The organism is Streptomyces sp. KL116D (genome assembly GCF_030766975.1).
GTDB lineage: Bacteria > Actinomycetota > Actinomycetes > Streptomycetales > Streptomycetaceae > Streptomyces > Streptomyces longispororuber_A.
Window position 1 is genome coordinate 68,416 of record NZ_JASERH010000060.1, and the last position, 19,967, is coordinate 88,382.

A 19,967-nucleotide genomic window follows, 5' to 3' on the forward strand; every position below is an offset into this window, starting at 1 on the left:
CCCGACGGAACCCGGACACGGAAGCAGGACACCTTCATGCCGCCCACACCCCGCCCCGCCGCCCCGCACCCGCCCGTCGCCTTCGGCGCGGCGCCTCCCGAGGAGCTGGCGGACCTGGCCGTGGACGCGATCACGCAGGAGATCTTCCTGGCGCCGAAACCGGGACTGCTCGACCCCCGGGCGCACGCGCCCACATCGGCCGCGTTCCGCTCCCTCGCGGGCACCGGCGACCTGCTCAGGGAAGCCTTCCTGGAGGCGGCCGAGGCCGGAGCGGACATCGGCCGGCTGGACGCGGCCTGCCGCCGGGCGCAGGGCGCCGTCCCCCAGGTGGCGTCCGACGACGGGCTCGACCGGGCGAGCCGCGTCCTGTGTCTGCTGGTGGCCGGCTGCGCCCACGGCGCCGACGGCGCGACCGACGCCTGCCGCCTCGCGCTCGACCTCGGCAGGGAGGTCGAACCCACCGGGGCGCTGGCCCACGACTACCCGCTGAGCACGGCCGAGAAGGAAGCCTGTCTGCGCCTCACCCAGGTCATGCTGCCCACGCTCGGCGCGGCCAGGTCCCGGGGCGTCGCCGAGGAGACCGTCCAGCTCGACGCGCTGCTCACCTACATCTCCTGGCTTCAGGACGACCGGGTGCTGCGCGAGCACGGCCCGCTCGCCCTGCGCATGATCCAGCGGGACGCGGCAGCGGTGCTGGCCGCGGGCGGCACCGGCAGCACCGACGGCCGCCACCTGCTGCGCGACATGGACGAGTCGGCCCGCCACTACGGAATCCGCCCCGCGGGCAGCGGCGCCCTCCTCCCCGTCCTCCTGTTCCTGGGCCTGATGACCCCACCCCAGGACCTCGAGAAGGCGGCGTGACCGATGCGGGGGGGCGGCCTCGTGACCCCGGCGAGGGCGGATCCGGACGGGGCCGGTCGGCGGCTCCCCGCTGGCCGCCGGGGGCCATCGCGGTGATCATGTTCGGCACGGCCGTACTTCCCGCGCACTGGAGGCCCGATCCGCATGATGGACCCCTCCTCGACGCGGGCCGCCCGCTCCCGCCTGGACCTCCAGGCGATCCACGAGCTGCTCGACGCCCAGCGCCGACGCGTCCGGAAGTACGCCGAGGCGCACCGCCCCCGCCCGCCGGTCACCCGGTCGGCCCCGACACCGCAGTACCCGGTGCCGCCGTCCGCGCAGCAGATCCTCGACGCCGTCCCGAATCCCGCGCTGCTGCTGGCTCCCGTGGTCGACGGCGCCGGCCGGATCCAGGACATCCTCTACGTGACCCAGAACGCGGCGGCCCGCGCCTACGCGACCGAGCGGCTCGCCCCCTCCATCCCGCCGACCTGGACGGCGCCGGTGTCGCTGTACGAGCACTTCCCCGCGGTCGGCGGCACCCCGGTCCCCGGCATGGTCGCCCGCGCCTTCCACGAGGGCACCGTCCAGGGCCCCGAGACCATCGAGTGGATCGCGGACACCCCGTCGGGCCCGACGCGGATCAACGATCAGGTGCAGATCACGCCGTGCGGCGAGCACGTGCTGGTCGTCTGGGAGCGCGGGCACCGGCTGCGCATGGCGGCCGCCGCGCAGCAGCTGGTCCGGGTCTGCTGGGCGGAGTGGAACCTCGGCGATCACGGCGTCGAGCCGTCCGGCAGCTTCCGTCAGGTCCTCGGCCTCGACACGAACGCGCCGCTGCCCGGCCTGGCCGACCTGGCCCACGCGGCCTCGCCCGAGAGCCTGCCCGGCCTCTACCAGGCGCTGTACGACGTCATCCTGCGCAAGCGGACGACGGACTGCGAGCTGCGGCTGCGCGGCGCGGGCGACCGGGTCATCCGGATGACGGCCGAGCCGATCCGGATCGCCCCCGGCAGCCTGGTGTGGGCGGTGCGCGGCGTCCTCGTCGACGTGACCGCGGAGCGCCGCCGCCGGGACGCCGCCGAACGCGCCGAGCGCGAGGCCCGCCTGCAGCAGGAACGCGCCGAGGCCGTCGCCGACGTCGCGAACGCGCTGCGCGAGGCGGTGCTGCCGCACTTCCAGGACGAGCTGGCCGCCTACGGTCTGGAGGCCGCCGCCGTCTACCGTCCCGACGCCCGCGAGGCCGGGGTCGGCGGCGACTGGTACAAGGCGCGCAGGCTGCCCGGCGACCGGCTGCTGATCGCGCTGGGGGACGCACGCGGCCACGGCCTGGACGCGGTCACCCTCATGGCGAAGCTGCGGTACGCGCTGGCCGGGCTCGCGTACACCGAACAGCGGGTCGAGCAACTGACGCAGTGGCTGAACGAGTTGGCCTGCGCCGACGGGATCGAGTCCACGGCGACCGCGATCATCGCCCGCTACCACCCCGAGATCGCCCTGCTGCGCTGGACGTGCGCCGGGCATCCGAACCCGGTCCTGGTCAGGTCCGGCCGGACGACGCAACTGCCCCTGCCGCCGGGCGGTCCCGGGCTGCCGGTGGGGGTGCTGCCCGGTGCCGCCTACACGGCGGCGGCCGTCTCGCTGGAGATCGGCGACATCGTGCTGCTGTACACGGACGGACTGACCGAGCGGCGCGGTCACGACCCGGACGAGGACACCGAACGCTTCCTGGCCGCCGCCCGGGACTGCTTCGCCGACGCGGCGCCCGGCACCGGCCGCGAGGACCTGCTGGACTACGCCCGGCGCCTGGTCGCCCGCCTCGACGGCCCGCACCGCCACGACGACGCCACGCTCCTCGCCCTGCGCCGCATCACCCCGCGCACCCCGTCCGCCCGGGCGGCGGGCTGACCACCCGCCGGGCCCGCCGCTCCGGCGCACGTGGTCGGCAAACGGGCCCGCGCGCCCTGTTGACCGGGCATCCACCGCGCCCGAACCCACCAGGTCCCCCGCTCCCGCGCAGGTCCGAGCCGGGCATCGCACACCGGGAACGGGCAGGAACGGGCACCATCGGGCCCGCGACAGACCTGGTCACCCCCGCCCGCCGCCGGTAGAACTTCCGGTGCGGGCCCTGCCGGGCCCGAACGGGCAGCGGAGCCGGGGAGGCGGGCGGCATGGGCGCCGAGGAACGACAGCGGGAGATCGTACGCGCGGCGCGCCGCACCGGTTCGGTCGACGTCACGGAGCTCGCGGCCGACCTGGGCGTCGCCAAGGAGACGGTCCGCCGTGATCTGCGGGCGCTGGAGGACCACGGTCTGATCCGGCGCACGCACGGCGGGGCGTATCCGGTGGAGAGCGCCGGGTTCGAGACGACGCTCGCGTTCCGCACGACGATGCACGTGCCGGAGAAGCGGCGGATCGCCACGGCCGCCGCCGACCTGCTCGGCGACGCCGAGACGGTCTTCGTCGACGAGGGGTTCACGCCGCAGCTGATCGCGGAGGCCCTGCCGCGCGACCGGCCGCTCACCGTGGTCACCGCGTCGCTGGCGACGGCGGGCGCGCTCGCCGAGGCCGACAACACCACGGTGCTGCTGCTCGGCGGGCGGGTGCGCGCGGGCACGCTCGCCACCGTCGACCACTGGACGACGAAGATGCTGGCCGGCTTCGTCATCGACCTCGCCTACATCGGCGCGAACGGCATCAACCGCGACCACGGCCTGACCACTCCCGACCCGGCGGTCAGCGAGGTCAAGGCGCAGGCGATCCGGGCGTCGCGGCGCACCGTCTTCGCGGGCGTGCACACCAAGTTCGGGGCGGTCAGCTTCTGCCGGTTCGCGCCGGTGGGCGCCCTGGAGACGATCGTGACGAGCACCCAGCTGCCCGCGTCCGAGGCGCACCGCTACTCGCTGATGGGCCCGCAGGTCATCCGCGTCTGACCGGCCGTACCCCGTCGACTTCCCCGGTACGTACGGCGGTTCCGCACACCCTCTCGCGTACCACTTCGTCCCCCGTCCCACGAAATGTCCAGGAGCATCCATGCGAACCCAGAGCCGACGGAGGCCGCCGGGCGCCCTGCTCGCGACGGCCGCCGCAGGGACGCTGCTCACCCCTCTCCTGTCCGGCTGCTGGGCCGGAGCCGGCGGGCTCGGGGGCGGCGACTCCATCAACGTCCTGATGGTGAACAACCCGCAGATGACCGAGTTGCAGAAGCTCACGGCCCGCTACTTCACGCGGGAGACCGGCATCAAGGTCAACTTCACCGTCCTGCCGGAGAACGACGTCCGCGACAAGATCAGCCAGGACTTCGCCAACCAGGCGGGCCAGTACGACGTCGCGACGCTCTCCAACTACGAGATACCGATCTACGCCCGCAACGGCTGGCTGCACGAGCTCGGCCCGTACGTGAAGAAGGACCCCGGCTTCGACCAGCAGGACATCCTCGAACCGATGCGGGAGTCGCTCACCGGCGAGGACGGCAAGCTCTACGGGGAGCCCTTCTACGGCGAGTCGTCCTTCCTGATGTACCGCAAGGACGTCTTCGCGAAGAAGGGCCTGACGATGCCCGCGCACCCGACCTGGCGGCAGGTCGCGGACCTCGCGGCGAAGGCGGACGGCGCCGAGCCGGGCATGAAGGGCATCTGTCTGCGCGGCCTGCCCGGCTGGGGCGAGCTGATGGCGCCGCTGACGACGGTCGTGAACACCTACGGCGGCACCTGGTTCGACAAGGACTGGACGGCCCGCCTCGACGACAAGGGCTTCAAGGACGCGACCCGCTTCTACGTGGACCTGGTCCGCAAGCACGGCGAGTCGGGGGCGGCCCAGTCCGGCTTCGCCGAGTGCCTCAACAACCTCACCCAGGGCAAGACCGCCATGTGGTACGACGCCACGTCCGCCGCCGGTTCGCTGGAGGCCGCCAAGTCCCCGGTCAAGGGCAAGATCGGCTACGTGTCGGCGCCGGTCGAGAAGACGGAGTCGAGCGGCTGGCTCTACACGTGGGCGTGGGGCCTGCAGAAGGCGTCCCACAACCCCGACAAGGCGTGGAAGTTCATCTCCTGGGCGTCCGGCAAGGAGTACGAGAACCTCGTCGGCGAGAAGATCGGCTGGTCGAACGTCCCGGCGGGCAAGCGCGCCTCGACCTACGAGATCCCCGAGTACCGCGCCGAGGCCGCCGCGTTCCAGGAGCAGACGCGCACCGCCATCGCGGGTGCCCGGCCGCGCGATCCGGGCGTGCAGAAGCGGCCCGCGCCCGGCATCCAGTTCGTCGGCATCCCCGAGTTCACCGATCTCGGCACCAAGGTCTCGCAGGAGATCAGTGCGGCCGTCGCCGGACGCCAGTCCGTCGACTCGGCCCTGCGCAAGTCCCAGGAACTCGCCGCCGAGATCGCGAAGGAGTACGAGGGACGATGACGACACCGACCACCGCCACCCCTCCCCCCGCCGTCTCCGTGCCGCGCGCCCGCACCGCGCAGAGTCCGGGCGCACCCGGCCGGCTGCGTGTCTGGGCGACCCGTGCGCCGCTGCTCCCCGCCCTGGTCTTCATGATCGTGGTCACCCAGCTCCCGTTCGTGGCCACGCTGGTGATCTCCTTCTTCGACTGGAACGCGCTGTACCCGGACGCCCGGCAGTTCACCTGGTTCGGCAACTACGCGGAGGTCCTCACCGACCCCGACCTGCGCAAGTCCGTCCTCACCACCATCCTCCTGACGGTGGCCGTGGTCGTGGCGAGCCTGGTCGTCGGGCTCGCGCTCGCCCTGCTGCTCGACCGGAAGTTCCGCGGCCGGGGCCTGGTCCGCACGCTGCTGATCGCCCCGTTCCTCGTCGTGCCGGTGGCGGCGGCGCTGCTGTGGAAGCACGTCCTGTACAACCCCGAGTACGGGCTCCTGAACGGCCTGTTGCACTACGTCGGCGGCCCGCAGCCCGACTGGATCTCCCGCACCCCGCTGCTGGCGGTGGAGGTCTCGCTGATCTGGCAGTGGACCCCGTTCATGATGCTGATCCTGCTCGCGGGCCTGCAGTCGCGCTCCCCCGAACTCATCGAGGCGGCCCGGATGGACGGCGCGGGCCCCTGGCAGATCTTCCGCCACCTCACGCTTCCGCACCTTCGCCGCTATCTCGAACTCGGCGCCCTGCTCGGCTCGATCTACATCGTGCAGAACTTCGACGCCGTCTTCACGCTCACCTCGGGCGGTCTGGGCACCGCCAACCTCCCGTACACCGTCTACCAGACCTTCTACCAGGCCCACGAGAACGGGCTCGCCTCGGCGGCCGGCGTCCTGGTCGTCATCGGTTCGATCATCATCGCGACGTTCGCGCTGCGCGTCGTCTCGTCGCTGTTCCGTGAGGAGGCGTCACGCGGATGACACTCTCGACCTTCTTCAGGACCAAGGGGCTCGGCCTCGTCGCCTGGCTGGCCGGCATCGTCTTCTTCCTGCCCGTCGCCTGGATGGCGCTGACGTCCTTCCACTCGGAGAGCGACGCGGCGACCAACCCGCCGTCGTGGGCGGCCTCCCTCACCCTCGACGGCTACCGCGACTTCTTCGGCGCGGGCGGCGGCGCGAGTCCCTGGCCCGCGCTCATCAACTCGACGGTGGCGTCGGTGGTTTCGACGCTCTGCGTACTGCTCCTCGCGCTCCCGGCGGCGTACGCGCTGTCCATCCGGCCGGTGAAGAAGTGGACGGACGTCCTGTTCTTCTTCCTCTCCACGAAGATGCTGCCGGTGGTGGCGGGGCTCCTCCCGCTCTACCTCTTCGCGAAGAACACCGACTTCCTCGACAACATCTGGCTCCTGGTCATCCTCTACACCTCGATGAACCTGCCGATCGCGGTGTGGATGATGCACTCGTTCCTCTCCGAGGTACCGGTGGCGGTGATCGAGGCGGCGCAGATCGACGGCGCGCGGCTGCCGACCGTACTGACCCGCGTCGTGGCCCCGATCGCGCTCCCCGGCATCGCGGCGACGTCCTTGATCTGCTTCATCTTCAGCTGGAACGAACTCCTCTTCGCGCGGGTCCTGACGGGCGTCGTCGCCCAGACCGCGCCCGTCTTCCTGACCGGCTTCATCACCAGCCAGGGCCTGTTCCTGGCGAAGGTGTGCGCCGCGTCCCTCGTGATCTCCCTGCCGGTGCTCGCGGCAGGGTTCGCCGCCCAGGACAAGCTGGTCCAGGGCCTGTCGTTGGGAGCTGTGAAATGAAGGCAGCCATCGTCGAATCCGTCGGCAAGGTCGTCGTCGGCGAGGTCCCGGACCCGACGCCCGGACCGCGGGACGTCGTCGTGGAGGTGGCCGCCTGCGGTCTGTGCGGCACCGATCTGCACATCCTCCAGGGCGAGTTCGCGCCGACGCTGCCGGTCGTGCCGGGGCACGAGTTCGCGGGCACGGTGGCCGAAGTGGGCAGTGCCGTCACGGAGTTGAGGGCGGGCGACCGGGTCGCGGTCGACCCGTCGCTGCACTGCCACGAGTGCCGCTACTGCCGCGCCGGGCGGGGCAACCTGTGCGAGCGGTGGGCGGCGATCGGGGTGACGACGGCGGGCGGCGCGGCCCAGTACGCGCTGGCCCCCGCCGCGAACTGCGTCCGCCTCCCCGACCACGTGCGCACCCAGGACGCGGCGCTGATCGAGCCCCTCTCCTGCGCGGTCCGCGGCTACGACGTGCTGCGCTCGCGCCTCGGCTCGCACGTCCTGATCTACGGCTCGGGGACGATGGGCCTGATGATGCTGGAACTGGCCAAGCGGACCGGCGCGGCGAGCGTCGACGTGGTCGACCTCAACCCGGACCGCCTCGCCACGGCCCGGCGCCTCGGCGTCTCGGCGTCGGCGGCGGGCCCCGACGAACTGGACCGCCCCGGCGGCTGGGACGTCGTCATCGACGCGACGGGCAACGCGGCGGCGATCCAGGACGGCCTCGACCGCGTCGCCAAGGCGGGCACGTTCCTCCAGTTCGGCGTCGCGGACTACGCGACGCGCGTGACGATCGACCCGTACCGCATCTACAACCAGGAGATCACCATCACCGGTTCGATGGCGGTCCTGCACAGCTACGAACGCGCGGCGGAACTCTTCGCGGCCGGCGCCCTGGACCCCGACGTCTTCATCAGCGACCGCCTGCCGCTGGCCGACTACCCGCAGGCACTGGACCAGTTCGCGTCGGGCGTCGGACGGAAGATCGTCGTGGTGCCGTAGCGACCCGGGCGGGGCGGTCGTTACGCAACGGAACCGGAACCCCCACGGAAGGACGTCCGTTGCGCCCGCTGTCCCGCCCCCGCCGCTGTCTCACGATCCTGGCCCTGTCCACCGCCCTGCTCGGCGCGGGTGCCGCGGTGCCCGCGGCGGCCTCCTCGGCCGGGCTCGCGCCCGCCGTGTCGAGCCTCGCCGGGCGGCCCTACGTGGAGACGAGCCTCTTCTTCGGTACCGCCCGGCCCGACGGCGGGCCCGACGTCACCGACGCGGAGTTCCGGGCGTTCGTCGACGCGTTCGTCACGCCGCGGTTCCCCGCGGGGCTCACCGTGCAGGAGGCGCGCGGTCAGTACCGGGACGCGCACGGCACGATCGAGCGGGAGCGCAGTTACGAGCTGATCCTGTTCTACCCGGCGCGCGAGGCCCGCCTGGCGGACCCGAAGATCGAGGAGATCCGCGCCGAGTACGAGGCGCGCTTCGGGCAGGAGTCGGTGGCCCGCGTGGACCGCCGCGTCACGGTCGACTTCTGACGCCGGCCGCGGAAGGACGAACGCGAGCCGTCCGCCCGGATTCCCCCGTGGGCGGACGGCTCGCGTCGTCGCGTGTCCAGAGTTCAGATCGGTGCAGGCGACATTTGGTGCTCTGGCCACTGAGCTACGCCGACCCGAAGTCGACGACGGGATTCGAACCCGCGACCGCCCCATTATGAGTGGAAGTAGCCCGCTCCTGCGCACCTGGACGGGACCACCGTAGCCAGCACGACGGTGGTCCCGCACCGCATTTTCCGGCGGCCCGCTACAGCGCCTGAGCCGCCGGCTTCACCATCCCGCGCACCGTGCGCGACTTCACGAAGTCGCCCATCGCCGTCATCTCCCACTCGCCGCTGAACTGCTTGATGAGCTTCGCCATCATCACGCCGGTCTGCGCCTCCGCGTTCGTGAGGTCGAAGCGGACCAGCTCCTCGCCGGTGGCCGCGTCGAGCAGCCGGCAGTACGCCTTGGCGACCTCGGTGAACTTCTGGCCCGAGAACGAGTTCACCGTGAAGACCAGGCCCGTGACCTCCTGCGGGAGCCGGCCCAGGTCGACGACGATCACCTCGTCGTCACCGCCGCCCTCACCCGTGAGGTTGTCACCGGAGTGCTTGATCGCGCCGTTCACGATCGACAGCTTGCCGAAGTAGCAGCTGTCGATGTGGTTGCGCTGCGGCCCGTACGCGATCACCGACGCGTCCAGGTCGATGTCCTTGCCGCGGTACGCGGGCTCCCAGCCGAGGCCCATCTTGACCTGGCTCAGCAGCGGCTTGCCGCCCTTGACCAGGGACACCGTCTGGTTCTTCTGGAGGGAGACGCGGCCCTTGTCCAGGTTGATCTTCCCGGCGCCGGGGGCGGGCGCGGCCGGGGCGGCCGGCTCCTCGACCGAGACGCCGAAGTCGGTGGCGATGCCGGCCAGCCCGTTCGCATACCCCTGGCCGACGGCGCGGGCCTTCCACGCGCCGTTGCGCAGGTACACCTCGATGACCACCAGGGCCGTCTCCGTGCCCAGCTGGGGCGGGGTGAACGTGGCGAGGACGGTGCCGTCCGCCGCGTTCCGGATCGTGGCCGTGGGCTCGATGCCCTGGAACGTCTGGCCCGCGGCGTCCGGGCTCGCGGTGACGACGATCTTCTCGATGCCGGGCGGGACCGCGGCCGTGTCGACCGTGATCGAGTCGGGGCTGCTGCCCCCGCCCGACGTGTAGGTGACACCGGGGCCCGAGGGCTGGTTGTAGAAGATGAAGTCGTCGTCCGAGCGCACCTTGCCGTCGGCGGTGAGCAGCAGGCCCGATACGTCGAGCCGCACGGGGGCCGAGACGTCCACCGCCACACGCTGCGCCGTGAGCGGGATGTTCGAGCCGGGGGTCATAGCTGTCATGCCAGGGGTAACGAGCGGGTCCGCTTTACCGTTCCCTTACCGAAGACTTTTCTTACCGGTCCGTATGCGGACCGGATGCGGCCCGCTACGGCTTGGTCCGCACCCCTTCGAGCAGGAGCTGCTGGTAGCGGCCCATGTCCTTGGGTCCGTCGCCCGCGAGCTCGGCCGCGGTGACCATCGCGTGGTTGAGCCGCAGCAGCTCCAGATGGGTGAGGTCGGCGCGCACCTCGCCCGCCTCCTGGGCCGCCGCGAGCAGCTCGGCGGCGGCCGTCTTGAGGACGTCGCCGCACTGGACGACGACGGGTGAGCCGCCCTCGGCGACGGCCGCGCCGAGCAGCGCCTTGAGGGCGCGCACCCGCACGATCTGCTCGCCGAGGTCGGCCAGCCAGCTGAAGAGCGCCTCGCCGGGCGGCAGTTCGGCCGCCAACACGCGGGCCCGCTCGGCGAGTTCGTCGAACCGGTCGACGTACACCGCCTCCATCAGGGCCTCCCGGGTCGGGAAGTGCCGGTAGAGCGTGCCGGATCCGACGCCGGCCCGCTTGGCGATGTCGTCGAGCGAGGCCTCGGCGCCCTTCTCGGCGAACGCCTCGCCGGCCTCCCGCACCAGCCGGTCGTAATTGCGCCGCGCGTCGGCCCGCTTCGGCCTGACCGGCCGGCCCGCCGCTCCCACCTGGGTCATTCACCACTCCTGCCAGGACGCCTTGCACAACCGGGGACCCTCTCCGTATCTTAGCCGGAGCTAAACGGAGACAGTCCCCGCTTCTTCTCGCGGGCAGTCCGGGCTGCCCGCGCGTTCCCTCAACCCACCGTCCCAGTACGGGAGTCGAGCATGTCCTCCGCACCGCCCACCACCGCGTCCCAGGCCTTACCGCGCACCGTAACGCGCCCGGGCGCCGTCCTCACCCTCGTGGTGACCGCCTACTTGATGGTCGGCATCGACGCCACCGTCGTGAACGTCGCGCTCCCCGACATCCGGCGCACCCTCGACTTCTCGCCCACCGGCCTGTCCTGGGTCCTCAACGCCTACACCCTCGCCTTCGGCGGTCTGCTGCTGCTCGGCGGCCGGGTGGGCGACATCGTCGGCCGGCGCCGGACCCTGACCGCCGGCGTGCTCGTCTTCGCCGCCGCCTCGCTGGCCGGCGGACTCGCCACCGACAGCGGTCTGCTGCTCGCCGCGCGGGCCGTGCAGGGCGTCGGCGCCGCGCTCATCGCGCCGAGCACCCTCGCCCTGATCACCACGCACTTCACCGAGGGCGCCGCCCGCCACCGCGCCCTCGCCTTCTACTCATCGGCGGCCGGCATCGGCGCGTCCGTCGGGCTCGTCGTCGGCGGCGCGCTCACCGACCTCGCGTCCTGGCGCTGGGCACTCCTGATCAATGTGCCGATCGGGGTCGCGGTCGCCCTCGCGCTGCCCCGGGTGGTCCGGGAGACCCCGCGGCACAGCGGGACGTTCGACGTGGCGGGCGCCGTCACCGGCACCGCCGGGATGTCCTTCCTCGTCTACGCCTTCGTCCGCGTCTCGGACAGCGGCTGGTCCGACACCCTGGCGCTGACCTGCTTCACCTCGGCGGCCGCGCTGCTCGCCGGCTTCCTCCGGGTGGAGTCGCGCGCCGGGCAGCCCATCGCGCCGCTCGCCCTCTTCCGCGACCGCAACAGGGCGGGCGCGTACGCGGGCATCCTGCTGCTGCCCGCCGGCAACTTCGGCGCGTTCTACTTCCTCACCCTCTACATCCAACAGGTCCTCGGCTACACCCCGTTGAAGGCCGGCGTCGCCTTCCTGCCGCTGACGGCGGGGGTGTTCGCGACGGTGCGGTGCGTGCCGCGACTGCTCGCCCGGTTCGGCACGAAGCCGGTCCTGGTCGCCGGCTCCGTGCTGCTGATCGCCGCGGGCGGCTGGCTGTCCCGGCTGGGCGTCGGCGACGGCTACGCGACCGGACTGCTCGGCCCGATGCTGCTGCTCGGGGTCGGCGTCGGCCTGAGCTTCCTGCCGCTCAACGCGACGATCCTCGCGGGCATCGCACCCCGCGAGGCGGGCGCCGCCTCGGGGCTGCTCCAGACCTTCCAGTGGCTGGGCGGCACGCTCGGCCTCGCGGTCCTGGTCACGGTCTACGGCACGGCGACCCGCCACGCGCACGGCTCCGCCGACGCGGTCCTGGTGCACGGGGCGGGGCGGGCGTTCGCGGTGGGGACGGTGATCGCGGCGGCCGCGCTGGTGGTGATCGCGACGGTGCTCACGCAGCGCCGCGCGGAACCCGCACCGGCCGGCGCCGCACCACGCACCTGACCCGCGGGACGGGACACCCGACGAGCCGGGGCGAGCGGCACCCGACCGCCCGCCCCGGCCCACCCGGGCCCCCACCGTTCCCCCGCTCAGCCCCGCCCGGCCCACGGCCACACCGCGTCGCGCCCCGCCTCGACCAGCGACACCATCCGGAACGCCTGGTCCGACAGACCCCCGAACACGTGCCGGTTCGGCCCGGACGCCGCGTGCCCGGCCCGGTACCCGGCGAGGTTCCACGTATAGACCGGCACCTCGGCCGGCACCAGCTCCGCCGGGTCCCCGTACCGGCTGTACGCGGCCTGCTCGTCGGTGACGATCAGCACCCGGTCGTGGCCCCGGTAGTGCCGCCGCACGGCCTCCGCCGTGTTCGTCCCGCCGAGGTCGCCGAACCGCTCCAGGACCTTCAGCACGGAATCGCCCTTGCGGTACAGCACGTCGGTGCTGCCGGAACCGAACTGCACCAGGTCGGCCCGCTCCGCCCGCAGCGCGAGCGCCGTGCCGAACACCGCGGCCGCGTCCGCCCGGTTGAGCTGGGAACGCCCGGACAGCGGGCCCCACATGGAGCCGGAGCGGTCCACCAGGATCAGCGAACGGCCGCCCAGGGACGGCACGTTGGCCAGTGCATGGCCGAGCGCCGTCTCCAGCGCGTACGCCCAGCGCAGCGACGGCGCGTGCCGGTAGGCGGCCAGGTAGCGGAACGGGAACTGCCGCGAGCGCGCCACCTCGGCCGGATCGGAGATCTTCGCGGCGACGCGCGCGGCGACCTCGTCCGAGACCCCCGCCTCGTCGAAGTTCCGCAGGTTCCGGGTCAGCGCCATCGCGCCCATCGACGGGATCACGGCCTCCCAGGCCGCCCTGTCCATCGGCCCCTGCAGCCAGCCGGCCAGCGCCTCCCACGTCAGGCCGGCCGCGGCGAGGCGGCGGGGCCCGTCGGGAGCCAGCAGCACGGCGCGCCGCTCGGCGACCGGCACCGCCGTCAACTCCCGGTGCGCGACCAGGACTTCGCTGGACGCCGGGGGAACGGCCGTGTCCGGGGCGTGCCGCCGGTCGAGGGCGTACGCGAACAGCTCGCCCTGCCACGGCTTCGCCGGGTCGGGCGCCGGGTGCACCAGGTTCAGGACGTCGCCGAACCGGTACGCCTTGGACGCGGTGTCGTACTTCAGGAGCGCCGTGCCGTGGTACAGCCGGCGCACCGCGTCGGCGATGCCTCGCTTGACCGGCTTGGGGACGGCCCGGCCGTAGGTCTGGGTCCAGTAGCCGAGCAGCTCACCCGGCTCGTCCGGGCGACGCAGCACGGAGGCGACGACCTGCCGGTTCGACGGTCCCGCCGTGACGCCCGCGTCGAGCCGTGCCTTCACGTACTGGGCGGCGCCGACGAGCGACGCGGTGCGCATGCCGCCCTCGCCGCGCAGCCAGCCGAGCAGGCCGGCGGTCCACTCCGGGTCGGTCACGGCGAGCCGGCGCACGAGCGATGCGAACCGGTCGTCGCGGTCCGCGCCGTCCTCGTAGAAGGTGCGCTGGGAAACGAAGTTGGCGACGGCCAGCAGAAAGAGCTCGGAGCGCGGGTCGCGCTCGAATCCGAGACCGCCCTGATGGGTGCGCGTGGTGCGCCCGGTGGTGCGCACCAAGGAAAGGACGGCCGTCTTCCCGGTCTTCCGGTTGAAACGCGACATGAGAATTCCCCCCGAATTCTTGAACCGGAATCGGCGACGGTCCGGATTTCCGCTGGTTCTCCGGAAAGGAAGCAACCGCGGTCCGCGCACCACGAGGTGCGGACTCTTCGTGCGAATGACTGTACGGCGGCGCGCGTCTGCGACGCCAAGGATTAATTTTGCGAGAGTTCCGGAGTGAACCCGGAAAAACACCAAGACGCGCATCTGGACGACCCGATCACCGCCGAAGGCGTCACCGACGCCGGTGACCTCGGCTACGCCAAGGCCCTCAAGCCACGCCACATCAGCATGATCGCCATCGGTGGCGCGATCGGCACGGGCCTCTTCCTCGGCGCGGGCGGGAACCTCGCCAAGGCGGGGCCTGCGCTCGCGTTCGCCTACGCCGTCTGCGGCGTGTTCGCCTTCTTCGTGGTGCGGGCTCTCGGTGAACTCGTCGTGCACCGCCCGTCGTCCGGCTCGTTCGTGAGTTACGCCCGGGAGTTCCTGGGCGAGCGCGGCGCTTTCGTGGCGGGCTGGATGTACGTACTGAACTGGTCGACGGCCGGCATGGCCGACATCACGGCGGTGGCCCTGTACGTGCACTACTGGTCGATGTTCACGTCGGTCCCGCAATGGGTGCTCGCGGCGATCGCGCTCGCGATCGTGCTCACCGTGAACCTGATCTCCGTGAAGACCTTCGGTGAGATGGAGTTCTGGTTCGCCATCGTCAAGGTCGCGGCGCTCGTGCTGTTCCTGCTGATCGGCATCTTCTTCCTCGTCACGGGAAAGCCCGTGGACGGCAACGAACCCGGTTTCACGCTGATCAGCGACCACGGCGGCTTCTTCCCGCTGGGCGTGCTGCCGGTCGTCCTCATCACGCAGACCGTGGTCTTCGCTTACGCGGCCGTCGAGATGGTCGGTGTGACGGCGGGCGAGACCGAGGACCCGGAGAAGCTGGTCCCGAAGGCCGTGAACTCGATCATGTGGCGGGTCGGCATCTTCTACGTCGGGTCCGTGGTGATGCTGACGCTGCTGCTGCCGTGGACGGCGTACTCCGCGGACGAGAGCCCGTTCGTGACGGTGCTGTCCAAGATCGGGGTGCCGTCGGCGGGCGGCATCATGAACCTGGTGGTGCTCACCGCCGCGATGTCGTCCCTCAACTCGGGCCTCTACACGACGGGCCGCATCCTGCGCTCGATGGCGATGGCGGGCTCCGCGCCGTCCTTCACCGCGCGGATGAGCGGCAGCCACGTCCCGTACGGCGGCATCCTGCTGACGGCGACGGCCGCCCTGTTCGGGGTCGCGCTGAACGCGTGGCTGCCGGAGGACGCGTTCGCGATCGTCACCAACATCTCCTCGCTCGGCGTCATCTCCACCTGGTGCATGATCATGCTCTGTCACCTGGTGTTCGTGCGGCGGGCGCGGGAGGGCGTCGTGCGGCGGCCGGCGTTCCGGCTGTGGGCGTCGCCGTGGATCGAACTGACCACGATCGCCTTCCTGCTGGCGGTGGTCGTGATGATGTGGTTCGACAAGGACGGCGCGGGCCGGGACACCGTCCTGATGCTCATCCCGATCGCGGTGTGCCTGACGATCGGCTGGTACGCGGTGCGCGGGCGGGTCCACCGGATCGCCTCCGAGAGCGAGGCTCCGCCGGTGGACCCGCTGCAGTAGCCGTTACCGCTGGCGCTTCCAGGGGCCGGTGATGGCGAGCATGATGCCCGGCGTCTGGATGTTGGCGTACAGGGTGCGTCCGTCCGGCGAGAAGGTGACGCCGGTGAACTCGCTGTACTCCGGCTCCGCCTCGGTGCCGATGTTCAGCTCGTTGCGCGCGATCGGGTACGTGCGGCCCTTCTCGGTCGCGCCGAACAGGTGCTGGACGCCTTCGCCGTCCTCGGCGATGACCAGACCGCCGTACGGGGAGACGGTGATGTTGTCCGGCCCGTCGAAGGCGCCGTCCTTCGACGGGGCCGGGTTGACGCCGAGCAGCACCTTCAGGGTCAGGGTGCGGCGCTTGGGGTCGTAGAACCAGACCTGGCCGTCGTGCGCGACGGGGCTCTCCTCACGGGCGAACGAGGAGACGATGTACGTGCCGCCGTCGCCCCACCACATGCCCTCCAGCTTGCGGGCGCGGGTGATCTCGCCGTCCTTGAACTGCTTGCGCACGGAGACCGTCTTGGCGTCGCGGTCGGGGACGTCGGCCCAGTCCACGCCGTACGTGGTGCCGATCTTCGTGGCGCGGGACAGGTCGTCGACGAACCGGCCGCCCGAGTCGAAGCACTTGGCCGCCTGGAGGACGCCCGCGTCCTCGGCGAGGGTGCGCAGCTGTCCGCGGCCGTGCTTGAAGCCGTGCGGCGGGACCCAGCGGTAGAGCAGTCCGTTGGGCCCGGACGCGTCCTCCGTCAGGAAGGCGTGGCCGCGCTTGGGGTCGATGACGACGGCCTCGTGGGCGTACCGGCCGAACGCCTTGATCGGGTGCGGGGCCCGGTTGGCGCGGCGGTCGTAGGGGTCGACCTCGAAGACGTAGCCGTGGTCCTTGGTGAAACCGTTCTTGCCGGCCTTGTCCTCGGTCTCCTCGCAGGTGAGCCAGGTGCCCCACGGGGTGGAGCCGCCCGCGCAGTTGGTGGCGGTGCCGGCGATGCCGACCCACTCGGCGACCTCGCCGCCGCGGCGCACCTCGACGACGGTGCAGCCGCCCGCGGCCGCCGGGTCGTAGACGAGCCCCTCGGTGAGCGGGACCGGGTGCGGCCACTGGGCGCGGGCGCCGGCCAGCTCGTGGTTGTTGACGAGGAGGGTGGTGCCGCGCGGGCCCTCGAAGGTGGCGGTGCCGTCGTGGTTGGACGGGGTGGGCTCGCCCGACTCCAGCGTGGTCTTCCCGCTGTACGTGATGATCTTGTACGAGAAGCCGGCGGGCAGCGCGAGGATGCCGGCCGGGTCGGACTTCAGCGGGCCGTACCCGATGCCGTGCCCGCCCTTGCGGTCCTCGGCGCCGGCGAGCTCTTCGGTGCCGTCGTCGGTGGCCGCGAGCGCGCCCGGCGCGGTGGCGAGGGCGCCGACGGAGCCGGCCAGCGCGACGCCCGCGCCGGTGGCCGCGGAGCGTCTGGCGAAGTCCCTGCGAGTGAGCGACATGTGGCTGTCTCCCGGTGGAGTGGTGGTGAGGGCGGGGGGCGGACCCTGTTTTCGGCCACACGGTCTCGCTCGCGTATAAACGGCGGTTGAACACCGTCCGACGTCGAGGGGCCCGCTTCCATGACTTCAGTGAACCTGCCGAAAACCGGACGCCGCGTCCTCGTGACCGGTGCGTCGCGCGGGCTCGGCCGGGCCCTGGCGCGGGAGTTCGCGGCGAACGGGGACCGGGTCGCCGTGCACTACGGGTCCCGGGAGGCGGCGGCGCGCGACACGCTCGACTCGCTCGCCGGGGCCGGGCACGTCCTGGTGGGCGGCGACGTGGCCGATCCGGCGGGTGCGGCGTCGGTCGCCGATCGGGCGGCGGAGGGGCTCGGCGGCATCGACGTCCTGGTGAACAACGCGGCCGTCAACCTGCCGCATCCGCCCGCCACCACCTCGTACGAGGAGTGGTCGGAGCTGTGGCAGCGGCACGTCGCCGTGAATCTGCTGGGCACGGCGAACCTGAGCCATCTCGCCGCGCGCCGCATGATCGACCAGGGCACGGGCGGCCGGATCGTCAACGTCGGCTCGCGCGGCGCCTTCAAGGGCGAGCCCGACCACCCGGCGTACGGGGCGACGAAGGCCGCCGTGCACGCGCTGGGCCAGTCCCTCGCGGTCGCGCTCGCGCCGCACGGGATCGGGGTGGCGTCGGTGGCGCCCGGGTTCATCGAGACGGAGCGGGTGGCGCACCGGCTCGACGACGCGGTGCGGGCGCAGAGTCCGTTCGGCCGGGTCGCCTCGGTGGAGGAGATCGCCGGTGCCGTGCTGTGGCTGGCGTCGCCCGGGGCGCAGTGGGCCTCGGGAACCGTCCTCGACCTCAACGGTGCCTCCTACCTGCGGACCTGACAGCGCTTTCCGAAAACGTCGGAAGAATCTTCGTAAAGAAGGTCAACAGCCGTATCTCATACGCAATCCCAAGATTTCACGCAGAACGCCTTGACCCCCCCTGCCGTACGGCAATAGACAGGCCCTACCTGCATCACCGCATCACCGCATCACCCGCTGAGGGGGTGGCGAGCCGAGTGGACGCACGTCGGGCACGCGGCCTCCATGAGAGCCGGCTGATGAAGCTGGCCAATGTCACGGGAGTCGGTACGGGAAGGGACGAGCACTCGGGGGCGGACGTGATCGTCGTCTTCGTCACCCGGAAGGTGCCCCTCGACCGGCTTCGCGCGGAAGACGTGGTTCCCGAGGAGCTCGACGGCGTACCGGTGCGCGTCCTCGCGATCGGCGAGGTCCAGGCCCACGAAGGACCGTCCGGCGAGCTGTGACGGAACCCCTGCAGTCAGGGGAAGAGGTGGTCTGGTGTGAACCAGCCCGAACTGATGCGAGGACCCGCCGGCGGTCAGCTGAGCGACAGCTCCCGCCAGCAGGCGACCAGTGACTTCCTGCGGCGCGAACAGCCGCTGGCCAACGTGGTCGGCTTCGGCCACGGCGTGAAGTGGGTCGACGGACGGCCCACCGGCGAGCAGGCCGTGCTCGTCTTCGTGACCCAGAAGGTGCCCGAGTCCCTGCTGCCGGAACGGGACGTGATCCCGCGGCAGATGGACGACGGCACCCCCACCGACATCGTGGCCGTCGGCCACGTCTCGGCCCAGCGGCGGCAGACCCGGCCCTCCAGGGCCCGCGCCGAGGAGAGCGTCTCCTACGGTCCCGACGGCGGCGTCGCGCAGCAGCTGTCCGGCTTCAACCAGCCGCTGCTGGAGGAGCTCGGCGGGCTCGGCACGTTCGAGCCGCAGATCCTCAACCACCGCATGCGGCCCTGTCCCTCGGGCTTCTCGATCGGCAACGTCGCGGTCACCGCGGGCACCCTCGGCAGCGTCGTCTACGACTTCCTGCCGGGCGCCGCCGTCGACCCGCCGGGCCCTGGTCTCGGTGTCCCGTCGAAGTTCTACGTGCTGTCCAACAACCACGTCCTCGCCGACTCCAACCGGGCCCAGCTGGGCAGCCCGATCGTGCAGCCCGGCCGGTTCGACGGCGGCACGGACCCGGCGGACCGGATCGCCACGCTGTCCCGGTTCATCACCATCCAGTTCGCCCCGCAGACACCGCTCGACCAGCAGAACAACGTGGTCGACTGCGCACTCGGCGAGGTCTCCTTCCAGGACGCCACCCGGGAGCAGTACTTCAGCGGCGCGCCGCGTGCCTGGCGGCGCAAGGCGAACGTCGCGGTCGGCGACCTCGTGAAGAAGTCGGGCCGCACGACGAACATCTCCTTCGGCCGGATCATCGCGGTCGACGCGACGATCGACGTGAACTACGGCACCGCGGGCACGGCCCGGTTCAAGGACCAGATCCTCACCACGAACATGTCGGCGGGCGGCGACTCCGGGTCCCTGGTGACCTCCCTCGACGACGTCGCGGCGGGCCTGCTGTTCGCCGGGTCCTCGCAGGTGACGGTCGCCAACCACATCGAGAACGTACGCGCGCTGCTGCGCGTCGAGATCTCCGAACTGCTCGCCTGACGCTCGAAGTTCCGAAGGGAGGTCGGTCCATGACCACTCAGGCACGCAAGCAGAAGTCCCAGGCCCGCGCCGAGCACCGCTTCCACAACCCGCAGGGCGCGGAGGTCAAGACGCGCGACGAGGCGTTCGCCGCCATGCAGCAGGAGGTGTCCGCCGAGGCGGTGTCGGTCGACTGCAAGCTGGAGCTCAACAACGGCACGGTCACCTTCGCCATCACCGCGAAGATCAACCCGAACACGCACCCGTACGTGGTGATCGGCGGTCAGATCACGTCCGGTATCTGCGGAGCCCCGTGGGACATCACCGGCGGCTTCATCGGCGACACGATCCGCCTCGACGCGAAGCGCTCGGGCCAGGGGTCCTGCGCCAACACGATCACCGTGGTCGGCGAGTACCAGAACCCGCCGGCGTACCGCGGCACCTACGGCTTCGACGGAGCGACGTCGTCGTTCAAGCACACGACGCGGTACCTCTGCTGACCGGTCCACC

The 19,967-nt window shown here is 71.8% G+C and carries 18 protein-coding genes; 14 read left to right on the forward strand and 4 right to left on the reverse strand.

All coding sequences use genetic code 11. The annotated features are described in order from the left end of the window. Positions 1-36: 36 nt before the first annotated feature. From RBJ77_RS24470 to RBJ77_RS24505, 8 genes are all read left to right on the forward strand, one after another. Positions 37-861, forward strand: a complete 825-nt coding sequence (locus RBJ77_RS24470) for a triphosphoribosyl-dephospho-CoA synthase (protein ID WP_372347002.1) — start codon at positions 37-39, stop codon at positions 859-861. A gap of 144 nt (positions 862-1,005) precedes the next feature. Then, positions 1,006-2,748 carry a PP2C family protein-serine/threonine phosphatase gene (locus RBJ77_RS24475; protein WP_372347003.1) on the forward strand — a complete coding sequence of 581 codons (1,743 nt, stop codon included), beginning with the start codon at positions 1,006-1,008 and terminating at the stop codon, positions 2,746-2,748. 263 nt (positions 2,749-3,011) lie between these two features. Next, positions 3,012-3,773, forward strand: coding sequence for a DeoR/GlpR family DNA-binding transcription regulator (locus RBJ77_RS24480; RefSeq protein WP_372347004.1), 762 nt, complete (start codon positions 3,012-3,014; stop codon positions 3,771-3,773). Between the two features lie 100 nt (positions 3,774-3,873). Further along, positions 3,874-5,244, forward strand: a complete 1,371-nt coding sequence (locus RBJ77_RS24485; protein ID WP_372347005.1) for a sugar ABC transporter substrate-binding protein — start codon at positions 3,874-3,876, stop codon at positions 5,242-5,244. Further along, the gene (locus tag RBJ77_RS24490) at positions 5,241-6,197 is read left to right on the forward strand and encodes a carbohydrate ABC transporter permease (RefSeq protein WP_372347006.1); all 957 of its coding nucleotides are present in this window, start codon (positions 5,241-5,243) and stop codon (positions 6,195-6,197) included. The genes RBJ77_RS24485 and RBJ77_RS24490 overlap by 4 nt, the downstream gene beginning before the upstream one ends. Further along, positions 6,194-7,027 carry a carbohydrate ABC transporter permease gene (locus RBJ77_RS24495; RefSeq protein ID WP_372347007.1) on the forward strand — a complete coding sequence of 278 codons (834 nt, stop codon included), beginning with the start codon at positions 6,194-6,196 and terminating at the stop codon, positions 7,025-7,027. The genes RBJ77_RS24490 and RBJ77_RS24495 overlap by 4 nt, the downstream gene beginning before the upstream one ends. Continuing rightward, positions 7,024-8,013, forward strand: coding sequence for a zinc-dependent alcohol dehydrogenase family protein (locus tag RBJ77_RS24500; protein ID WP_372347008.1), 990 nt, complete (start codon positions 7,024-7,026; stop codon positions 8,011-8,013). The genes RBJ77_RS24495 and RBJ77_RS24500 overlap by 4 nt, the downstream gene beginning before the upstream one ends. Positions 8,014-8,072: 59 nt before the next feature. Beyond that, positions 8,073-8,537: a DUF3574 domain-containing protein gene (locus RBJ77_RS24505; RefSeq protein WP_372347009.1), complete on the forward strand. Its 465-nt coding sequence runs from the start codon at positions 8,073-8,075 to the stop codon at positions 8,535-8,537. 265 nt (positions 8,538-8,802) lie between these two features. Here RBJ77_RS24505 and RBJ77_RS24510 read toward each other — a convergent pair whose 3' ends face one another. Both RBJ77_RS24510 and RBJ77_RS24515 read right to left on the reverse strand, forming a co-directional pair. Next, positions 8,803-9,906 carry a TerD family protein gene (locus tag RBJ77_RS24510; RefSeq protein WP_372347102.1) on the reverse strand — a complete coding sequence of 368 codons (1,104 nt, stop codon included), beginning with the start codon at positions 9,904-9,906 and terminating at the stop codon, positions 8,803-8,805. A gap of 94 nt (positions 9,907-10,000) precedes the next feature. Beyond that, the gene (locus RBJ77_RS24515) at positions 10,001-10,594 is read right to left on the reverse strand and encodes a TetR/AcrR family transcriptional regulator (protein WP_372347010.1); all 594 of its coding nucleotides are present in this window, start codon (positions 10,592-10,594) and stop codon (positions 10,001-10,003) included. 150 nt (positions 10,595-10,744) lie between these two features. Between RBJ77_RS24515 and RBJ77_RS24520 the strand changes: the two genes are divergently transcribed. Beyond that, complete coding sequence (locus RBJ77_RS24520; protein ID WP_372347011.1) at positions 10,745-12,199, forward strand: MFS transporter; 1,455 nt, start codon at positions 10,745-10,747, stop codon at positions 12,197-12,199. A gap of 86 nt (positions 12,200-12,285) precedes the next feature. Here the strand turns inward: RBJ77_RS24520 and RBJ77_RS24525 are convergent, their stop codons facing one another. After that, positions 12,286-13,869, reverse strand: coding sequence for a TROVE domain-containing protein (locus RBJ77_RS24525; RefSeq protein ID WP_372347012.1), 1,584 nt, complete (start codon positions 13,867-13,869; stop codon positions 12,286-12,288). A gap of 288 nt (positions 13,870-14,157) precedes the next feature. On the opposite strand from RBJ77_RS24525, the gene RBJ77_RS24530 reads away from it, so the two are divergent. Then, positions 14,158-15,519 carry an amino acid permease gene (locus RBJ77_RS24530; protein WP_372347103.1) on the forward strand — a complete coding sequence of 454 codons (1,362 nt, stop codon included), beginning with the start codon at positions 14,158-14,160 and terminating at the stop codon, positions 15,517-15,519. A gap of 3 nt (positions 15,520-15,522) precedes the next feature. On the opposite strand, the gene RBJ77_RS24535 is transcribed toward RBJ77_RS24530, so the two are convergent. After that, the gene (locus tag RBJ77_RS24535) at positions 15,523-16,974 is read right to left on the reverse strand and encodes an alkaline phosphatase PhoX (protein ID WP_372347013.1); all 1,452 of its coding nucleotides are present in this window, start codon (positions 16,972-16,974) and stop codon (positions 15,523-15,525) included. Between the two features lie 120 nt (positions 16,975-17,094). Here RBJ77_RS24535 and RBJ77_RS24540 point away from each other — a divergent pair, with 120 nt between their 5' ends. The 4 genes from RBJ77_RS24540 (at position 17,095) to RBJ77_RS24555 (ending at position 19,957) form a co-directional block, all read left to right on the forward strand. After that, a complete protein-coding gene (locus RBJ77_RS24540; protein ID WP_372347014.1) occupies positions 17,095-17,859 on the forward strand; it encodes an SDR family NAD(P)-dependent oxidoreductase in 765 nt (254 codons plus the stop codon). A 218-nt stretch (positions 17,860-18,077) separates the two neighbouring features. Then, positions 18,078-18,284, forward strand: coding sequence for a hypothetical protein (locus RBJ77_RS24545; protein ID WP_372347015.1), 207 nt, complete (start codon positions 18,078-18,080; stop codon positions 18,282-18,284). Positions 18,285-18,320: 36 nt separating this feature from the next. After that, positions 18,321-19,478, forward strand: a complete 1,158-nt coding sequence (locus tag RBJ77_RS24550) for a hypothetical protein (RefSeq protein WP_372347016.1) — start codon at positions 18,321-18,323, stop codon at positions 19,476-19,478. Between the two features lie 29 nt (positions 19,479-19,507). Then, positions 19,508-19,957, forward strand: coding sequence for a hypothetical protein (locus RBJ77_RS24555; RefSeq protein ID WP_372347017.1), 450 nt, complete (start codon positions 19,508-19,510; stop codon positions 19,955-19,957). Positions 19,958-19,967 lie beyond the last annotated feature (10 nt).

What these genes read in the sequence shown, in the direction of transcription:
- RBJ77_RS24490 (WP_372347006.1), top strand. Translation starts at nt 5,241, where the DNA reads ATGACGACACCGACCACCGCCACCCCTCCCCCCGCCGTCTCCGTGCCG.
- RBJ77_RS24540 (WP_372347014.1), top strand. Translation starts at nt 17,095, where the DNA reads ATGACTTCAGTGAACCTGCCGAAAACCGGACGCCGCGTCCTCGTGACC.
- RBJ77_RS24485 (WP_372347005.1), top strand. Translation starts at nt 3,874, where the DNA reads ATGCGAACCCAGAGCCGACGGAGGCCGCCGGGCGCCCTGCTCGCGACG.
- RBJ77_RS24495 (WP_372347007.1), top strand. Translation starts at nt 6,194, where the DNA reads ATGACACTCTCGACCTTCTTCAGGACCAAGGGGCTCGGCCTCGTCGCC.
- RBJ77_RS24500 (WP_372347008.1), top strand. Translation starts at nt 7,024, where the DNA reads ATGAAGGCAGCCATCGTCGAATCCGTCGGCAAGGTCGTCGTCGGCGAG.
- RBJ77_RS24530 (WP_372347103.1), top strand. Translation starts at nt 14,158, where the DNA reads ATGATCGCCATCGGTGGCGCGATCGGCACGGGCCTCTTCCTCGGCGCG.
- RBJ77_RS24535 (WP_372347013.1), bottom strand. Translation starts at nt 16,974, where the DNA reads ATGTCGCTCACTCGCAGGGACTTCGCCAGACGCTCCGCGGCCACCGGC.
- RBJ77_RS24515 (WP_372347010.1), bottom strand. Translation starts at nt 10,594, where the DNA reads ATGACCCAGGTGGGAGCGGCGGGCCGGCCGGTCAGGCCGAAGCGGGCC.
- RBJ77_RS24510 (WP_372347102.1), bottom strand. Translation starts at nt 9,906, where the DNA reads ATGACCCCCGGCTCGAACATCCCGCTCACGGCGCAGCGTGTGGCGGTG.
- RBJ77_RS24470 (WP_372347002.1), top strand. Translation starts at nt 37, where the DNA reads ATGCCGCCCACACCCCGCCCCGCCGCCCCGCACCCGCCCGTCGCCTTC.
- RBJ77_RS24480 (WP_372347004.1), top strand. Translation starts at nt 3,012, where the DNA reads ATGGGCGCCGAGGAACGACAGCGGGAGATCGTACGCGCGGCGCGCCGC.
- RBJ77_RS24525 (WP_372347012.1), bottom strand. Translation starts at nt 13,869, where the DNA reads ATGTCGCGTTTCAACCGGAAGACCGGGAAGACGGCCGTCCTTTCCTTG.
- RBJ77_RS24555 (WP_372347017.1), top strand. Translation starts at nt 19,508, where the DNA reads ATGACCACTCAGGCACGCAAGCAGAAGTCCCAGGCCCGCGCCGAGCAC.
- RBJ77_RS24475 (WP_372347003.1), top strand. Translation starts at nt 1,006, where the DNA reads ATGATGGACCCCTCCTCGACGCGGGCCGCCCGCTCCCGCCTGGACCTC.
- RBJ77_RS24545 (WP_372347015.1), top strand. Translation starts at nt 18,078, where the DNA reads ATGAAGCTGGCCAATGTCACGGGAGTCGGTACGGGAAGGGACGAGCAC.
- RBJ77_RS24520 (WP_372347011.1), top strand. Translation starts at nt 10,745, where the DNA reads ATGTCCTCCGCACCGCCCACCACCGCGTCCCAGGCCTTACCGCGCACC.